We start from the raw sequence: 7,097 nt of genomic DNA on the forward strand, positions 1-7,097 counted from the left end.
CATGCTCAGAGACGGAACCTTCTACGAATCCCGACCGGCCGAACCGGTCGCAGCATGACCCGATCTCGGTTGACGAAAGACATAGAGGCACCCCCACCAAGGACGCGGCTCCCGCCACGCTCCCACGGCGCCGCCCCCGCTGTGGTGGACGGCCCGCCACTACATCGCCCTGGAGCGGGAGACGGCCGAGACCGACGCCCACGTCGAGGCCGCCGAGCGCGACACGCTCGTCGCGCAGGCCGAGGCACGAAAGGCCGAGACCGACGCCGCATCCGAACGTCAACGCGCGGCTGACGAGCACGCCCGACGCAGGAAGAACCTGGCCGATCGGGCCGGACACTGGCACTTCTATTCGCCCCTGCGGAGAGAGCAACTCAGCGACGCCGTGCACGCGTGGGCCGAGCGCGAACAACTGTGCGTCCAACTCGTCTTCGGCGCGCATGCCCCCGACTGGGCGGGCGGCGTCGCGATCCTGGACGGAGCGAGCGGCACCCCGGTGGCCACACTCACCCCCGCACGCGAGCTCCTCGACGGCCTGGACTCCGCCCTGACCGTCCTGATGGAGACCCGCACCCAACTCCGTGACATTCTCCCCGCCCTTCCGCCGCACGTGCGCGTGGAAAGACTGGAAGTACCGGACCAGTCACGGGCACGGAACCTGGCCGACTTCCTCGTGGCCGGCCCCGCGATCACCGACGAGATGTTCCACCGACCGGACAAAGCCGTCCCCAGGCCGCCGGCGCACGCCACACCCGCACCACAGCCGCGCCACCGAAGCCGGACCCTGCTTCTGCTCGACGTCACCGCAGCTCTCGAGGCCCTTGCACGTGGTCGGTTCCCCATCGATGGGGCGGTGCACTCTGTGGTGAGTCCCGTTCTCGACGCGATGGAGAGCGGACAACTCGATCCCGAGATCACCCGCGACGCGCTCCTGGCCACGGCCGGCGAGAACACCCACCGCATACCCGGCGACACGCGGTCCGTGGAGAGCATCCTGCGCAACATCCTCGAACGCCTGTGACGACGATGTGGGCAGGTTCGGCGACTCGCCCGAGTCAGGCCCGACGATGGCCGAGGTATATGGCCCTCACGCCCCGGTGCTCACCGTTGGCGTGCTGGCGGGACGTACGTCGTGTACCAACGGCGCGAGTGGGTGGTTTCGGTCGCGGTACCAGGCGAGTTGCTCGACGACGGCCGTGTCGCCGATCGTGGTGACGGTGGCGGTGAGTCCGAAGTCGTGGATGGTGGGGCGTCCTTGCCCGTCCCACCAGCGCCACGCCGTCTCCACCTCGTCCCACAGGTGCCGTGGTCCGCTCTGCAGAACATGGGGGGTGTGGCCGGGGGCGAATCCGGCGGCGGCGGTGGAGTGTCCGTGGCCGGTGTCCGCGGCGTGCAGCCACAGGGTTCCGCCGCCGTGTCCGTCCGGGGCGGGTTGGGCGAGGCAGTTGGGTACGTGCAGTCCCAGGACGAAGCCGACGGGGTCGAACGGCCCGGCGACCACGTCGTTCCAGCCGAGCGAGGTCGTGGACGCGACGGCGGCCTCGGCCCAGTCGGAGGGGAGCGACGCGGCGCCGTAGTGCCGGCGATCGGGGCGTTGGCGGCGGAGTTTCATGAACGCGGTGGCCATCGTGAACGGCCCGCTCGCACTGCGCCCGTCCGCGTCGACGACCGGGCGCAGGGAACAGTCCCCGGTGGTGTGGTCGGTGCCCCAGGGCATGACGATCACCGCCCCCGGCCTCGCCTGCTCGATCCACGCCGCGGGGATGCGGCGCACACCGGCGGTGACCTGGACCCGGTCGTAGGGGCCCGCGCCGGGGTGTCCGAGGGTTCCGTCGCCGGTGAGGACCCGGACTGCGTCGCCGTACCCGGCCCGCGCCAGATTCGCCCGGGCCTGCTCCGCGAGTTCGGGATCGATCTCGACCGAGACGACCTCGCAGCCGCGCGCGGCCAGCAGCGCGGCGCTGTATCCGGTCCCGGTCCCGATCTCCAACACCCGCATGCCCGGGTGGGCATCGAGGTCGAACAGCATCTCGGCGACGGTCGAAGGCGCCGATGCCGACGACGTCGCCAACCGCCCCGCGCCGTCGCCCGCATGCCGGCCGTCGTCCCACTGGGTCACCAACGCACGATCCGAATACACCGCCGCCCGCCACGCCTTCGGGTCACGGCGGCGGTCGACGACGACGTCGCCGTCCTCGGGCCAGACCCGATCGGCGACGAACTCCTCCCGCGCGACGCGCTCGAACACCGGCCGCCACCCGTCCGGCAACACACTCTTGTCCGCCAGCAGGGCCGCCAGGGAATCGGATCCGACCACCGTCACGGCTTGCGCCGCTGACCGGGCCCGGGAGGCGTACTGCCGTCCTTGGACGGATCCCCCGGAGTCGGATTGGGATCCGGCTGCGGGGGCTGAATCGGAGCGGGCGGACCGCCATGATCACCGGGCATCGCGAACCACCTTCCGAGCGGCTACTGAACGCACCCTAGAAATCCCGGAACGTAAGCGTCAAGACGCTGCGCCGAATCCACCCGGACGACGCGCACCCCACCGCCCTCGGTCGGAAGTCGGGAACGCCGCCTCCGCCGGGATCGCCCGTGCGCACACCGTGCTGCAGCCCGGTTCCTGCGGCGTGGTCCCGGAGTTGCTCGTGTCCGGTCTGCTGGGGGCCGCCGGGCCGCCGGGCCGGGGGAGAGTTGTCGACTTGCAGGCCCCGGGGTCGGGCGACGGCGAAGGTGCCGTCGGCGCCGACCCGCCGGACGGCCCGTCGCGGCTGGGACGGTGGCGGAGCCAGCGGTGTCGTGGCGACGCGGGCGCCGGTGAGCTTGGCGCGTCGCTGGTGCGGAATCGGGGCGGCGAGGGTCTTGACCAGCCCGGACACGACACGTGTTGGACGGTGGCTGTGATCACCACTGACCACCACTGATCCCGAGGCGGGCGACCGGCCGCCCGGCGTCGATTGACGGACCAGGGACCGGTTACGCCGCATCACCGAGAACGGACTGGTTCGTGTTCTCGGGGCCGCTGCCCGGCACCGCGGGCTCAGTCCTTGCGTGCTGGTGGGTCGATCATCACGGGTCGGGTGCTGCCGCCTTGATCGACACAGTCCTGGGCGAGGTCGTGGACCCGCCAGTGGACGTCGACCGCGCCGGCGTCCCGCGACGACGGACGTGGTGAACGGTGTGTAGCGGCGCAACGGTGGTGGAGGTGCTGTCGTCGAGCCGGCCGATGGCGTCGGTGGATCGCCGGGGCGGGCGATTCCGTACCGACGCGGGCATGACGTGCCGGTCGAGAAGGAGCCGCAAGGTGGCCGAGTCTGCGCCCACGGACTGATCGTGGCAGACGACCGCGACACCGCGTTCGCCGTCGACGGACTCGATGCGGGACCACATGCTCCAGGCCACGCGTACCCAGCCGCGGCAGGTCATGGTCCACGACCGGATCATGCACCGCCGGGCACCCGGCACGGACAACAACAGCACAACCTGCAAACCGGTCAGGTGTACGGGCGATCAGCCAGGACGGCGCGACCGCAGCCGGCATGCTGTCCTGTGCGGTCGAAGGCAACCGAGCGCGCGGGGTGGATCCCCAGTCGTACACGAACGTAGCCGTGTTCGGTGAATGGCACGCCCCAACAGCGGCGTGAAGTGGCTGGTTCCGACTCTGTGGCCTGTGTTCCCATTGCACCGTGAACATCGAGAACTCCGGGGTGCCTGACGAGCGGCCGAGCCACCGCGTCCGGCGGCGGGCGGATGGCGATATCGAGGAGTGTGTGCGCGTCCTCGCGGAAGTCCACGCGCGCGACGGCTATCCGGTGAACTGGCCCGATCAGCCCGGCGAGTGGCTGTCACGCGGTCCCTTGTTGGGCTCCTGGGTCGCCGAAGTCGACGGGCGCCTGGTCGGGCATGTCTGCTTGTCGCAGGTCGGCGAAGGCGATCTGGCTCCGGGGCTGTGGAGCGAGCGACACGGGGCGGGGCGGAGCGCTACCGCCGTGGTCGGCAGACTCTTCGTCGCCCCGCAGGCGAGGGGACATCGGATCGGCGCAGTGCTGATCGACCGAGCAGTGAAGGAGGCACGGCATCGCGGCCTGCATCCGGTGCTCGACGTCGTCACGTCCGACACGGCCGCGGCAGACCTGTACGAGCGCCTGGGCTGGCAGTTGATGGCCACAGTCGAGCAACAGTGGAGCCCGCACCAGACGGTGGCCATCCGCTGCTACGCAGCACCAACGTGGCATAGCCGGTAAACAGGGTGAGGGGCGTTGCGAGGGGGGACCAGTCGGGTGAATCGTCACGGCGACGATCGAACCGCATTCGACGCCGAACGACTTTCCCGAGTCGATGCGTTGGGCTGTTGACCGCAGCGCGCGAACGGTCGTGCGGTGCTCGATGTCCCGGGCCGGGCGATCGCGCGGCATCGCGCGGTGGACCACTTGGGTCTCGCTCGTCTTGCCCCGGAGTTCGACGCGCAATCCGTGTCGGGAGCCGAAACGACGAGTGCCTCGAGTTTGGATTCTCCTGCGCCGACCACAGCGGCGGCGTCTTCACAAGGCCACCGACACCGAACACCGCCGATACGAGCACGCGGAGCGTCCGCCCGGAGCACGGGTCAGGTCCCGAGTCTAGGGTTCCCTGCGGTACAGCCATACCCCGATCGGCGCGAAAACGGCGACGATTGCGACGTCCCACGCCAAAGCCTGCCAGACGTCGGTGGCGGTGGGGCCGCCCAGTACGAGAGCGCGTACTGCGTCGGCGTTGCGCGACACCGGTTGATGCTCCGCGAAGGCCTGCAGCCACCCCGGCATGGTTGCCACGGGAACGAACGCCGACGACGCGAAGACCAGCGGAGCAAGCACGGGGAAGGCCGCGGCCTGGGCGGTCTCCGGATCGCCGACCGCCATGCCGACCACCGCGAAGATCCACGACATCGCGAAGCCGAAGGCCAGGACCAACACGATGGCGCCGAGGAAGGCCGGGACTCCGGCGTGGATGCGGAATCCGATGGCGAAGCCGACCGCGGCCATCAGTGCCACGACGAAGACGTTCCTGGCGAGGTCGGCGGTAGTGCGGCCGACAAGTACCGCGGAGCGGGCCATGGGCAGGGATCTGAACCGTTCCATCAGGCCGGTGTCCATGTCGGTGGCGAGCCCTATCGCGGTGTTCATGGCGCCGAACACCGCGGTTTGCACAAAAATTCCCGGGATCAGGAAGTCGACGTAATCGACCCCGTGCAGGGCCGGTTGTACGACGCCGCCGAATACGTACCGGAACATCAACACGAAGACCAGCGGCTGGATGGTGGAGAAGATCAGCAACCGTGGCACTCGGCGCAGGGCGATCAGGTTCCGCCACGCGATGGCGAGTCCGTCCTGAGCGGTACGAACGAGGGACAGCGCTCCGCGCGTCGACGGCGCCGAGACTCCGCCGGCCCGGCCGCTACGGGCAACTGTCGCGGGGGACGCGCCTGGCCTGGTCACGACTCATCCGGAGAGGTTCGAGCGGACTCCGGGGCGGCGTTTGCACGGCGGCCGGTCAGTTCCAGGAACACGTCGTCGAGGCTGGACTCGTGGACCGCCACGGCGCCGGGCACCAGACCGTGTGCATCGAGGAGGCGCAGGATGTCCAGCAGCGGCCGCGACCCGTCGTGGGACGTCAAGCGCAATCGGGAGCCTTCGACGTCCGCGCGGGTGGAGAACCGAGCGCTCACGAGTTGCGCCGCCCACTCTCCCCGGCCGGCCTCCTCCAGGTCGAGTTCGATGACCGTGTTGCCCAGGCGGGCCTTGAGCGCAGCCGGCGTGTCGTCGGCGATGACCCGCCCCCGGTCGATGACCACCACCCGCTCGGCGAGTTGGTCGGCTTCCTCCAGATACTGGGTGGTGAGGAGCACGGTGGTCCCATCGGCGACAAGGCCGCGGATCATCTCCCACAACGCATTGCGGCTTTGCGGGTCAAGTCCTGTGGTGGGCTCGTCGAGGAAGAGCACGGGCGGATCGGGGACCAGAGCCGCGGCGACGTCCAGCCGCCTGCGCATGCCGCCGGAGTACGTTCGGGCAGGGCGGTCGCCCGCTTCCGCGAGGTCGAACCGTTCCAAGAGCTCTGCCGCCCGGGCCCGGACACGGGAGCGCCGGATGTGGGTGAGGCGCCCGATCAGGCGCAGGTTCTCCCGGCCGGTGAGGTTCTTGTCGACCGCTGCGTACTGTCCGGCCAGCCCGATCATGCTCCGGACCGTGGCGGCATCGCGGACCACGTCGTGCCCGAGCACGAAGGCCCGCCCGGCGGTGGGACGCGCGATCGTGGTCAGGATGCGGATCGCCGTGCTCTTGCCCGCGCCGTTCGGGCCCAGAAGGCCGAAAACCGTCCCTGCGGCGACATGGAAGTCCACCGATTCGAGAGCCGTCACAGCGCCGAACCGCTTGCCGAGGTCCTCGACGTCAATCGCCTCGTTCACGGGCCTTTCTCCCTCGTGTGGAGGACACCCGTCGGTTCCATTCTCCCCCGCGCCCGAGTCTTCGCAGCCGCGGCAGCGCGCCTCCCGGCCTCTCCCTGGATCATTCGTGGCCCGGCGGACCTCGGCAGCCGTGATCGCCCCGGACGAAGCCCGGGTCAACCTGCTCGACCTGCGTGACGGACAGGCGGTTTCCAGCAATCGTTGCAACACGGTGGTCATTCCAGTGTTGCGACGAGCTTGGCGAAGAGGTTCGCGGGGTGTTCCAGCCGAGGGTCTCGCGGGGGCGGCTATCGAGTTCGGCGGCGACGAAGGCGAGGTCCCCGGCGCCGAGGAGGGACAGGTCGGTGCTCTTGGGGAAGTACCGGCGGAGCGGGCCGTTCGTGTTCTCGTTCGAGCCGCGTTGCCAGGGGCCGGCGGGTTCGCAGAAGTGGACGGGGACGCCGGTGGAGCGGGTGAACTCGTCGTGTCGGCTCGTCTCGCCGCCTTGATCCCGGGTCACCGAGCGGGCCGGTTCGGCGGGGAGGTCGCCGGGGGCGTGGACGAGCGCGTCGCGGACCTGCTCGGCGCCCCGGCCGCCGGGCGGGTGGAGGAGTTCGACGTAGCGGGTGGATCGGTCGACCAGGGTGCCGATCGCGGACCGGTTGCCCTTGCC

5 protein-coding genes and 1 pseudogene are annotated in these 7,097 nt (G+C 70.2%); 2 read left to right on the forward strand and 4 right to left on the reverse strand.

Annotation, left to right across the window (positions count from 1 at the left end; translation table 11 throughout):
- Nucleotides 1-385: 385 nt before the first annotated feature.
- Nucleotides 386-1,021: a hypothetical protein gene (locus ABZ374_RS47640; protein WP_360324852.1), complete on the forward strand. Its 636-nt coding sequence runs from the start codon at nt 386-388 to the stop codon at nt 1,019-1,021.
- Between the two features lie 66 nt (nt 1,022-1,087).
- Here ABZ374_RS47640 and ABZ374_RS47645 read toward each other — a convergent pair whose 3' ends face one another.
- The gene (locus ABZ374_RS47645) at nt 1,088-2,323 is read right to left on the reverse strand and encodes a methyltransferase domain-containing protein (protein ID WP_360324855.1); all 1,236 of its coding nucleotides are present in this window, start codon (nt 2,321-2,323) and stop codon (nt 1,088-1,090) included.
- Between the two features lie 1,447 nt (nt 2,324-3,770).
- Between ABZ374_RS47645 and ABZ374_RS47650 the strand changes: the two genes are divergently transcribed.
- Nucleotides 3,771-4,244, forward strand: coding sequence for a GNAT family N-acetyltransferase (locus ABZ374_RS47650; protein ID WP_360324862.1), 474 nt, complete (start codon nt 3,771-3,773; stop codon nt 4,242-4,244).
- A 375-nt stretch (nt 4,245-4,619) separates the two neighbouring features.
- Here ABZ374_RS47650 and ABZ374_RS47655 read toward each other — a convergent pair whose 3' ends face one another.
- The 3 genes and pseudogenes from ABZ374_RS47655 to ABZ374_RS47665 all read right to left on the reverse strand — a co-directional run.
- The gene (locus ABZ374_RS47655; RefSeq protein WP_360324857.1) at nt 4,620-5,474 is read right to left on the reverse strand and encodes an ABC transporter permease; all 855 of its coding nucleotides are present in this window, start codon (nt 5,472-5,474) and stop codon (nt 4,620-4,622) included.
- A complete protein-coding gene (locus ABZ374_RS47660; protein WP_360324860.1) occupies nt 5,471-6,445 on the reverse strand; it encodes an ATP-binding cassette domain-containing protein in 975 nt (324 codons plus the stop codon). The genes ABZ374_RS47655 and ABZ374_RS47660 overlap by 4 nt, the downstream gene beginning before the upstream one ends.
- A 253-nt stretch (nt 6,446-6,698) precedes the next feature.
- A pseudogene (locus tag ABZ374_RS47665) lies at nt 6,699-7,097 on the reverse strand (IS30 family transposase); the annotation flags it as partial.

The sequence above is a fragment of the Embleya sp. NPDC005971 genome (assembly GCF_040629175.1).
In the GTDB taxonomy this organism is placed as follows: Bacteria; Actinomycetota; Actinomycetes; order Streptomycetales; family Streptomycetaceae; genus Embleya.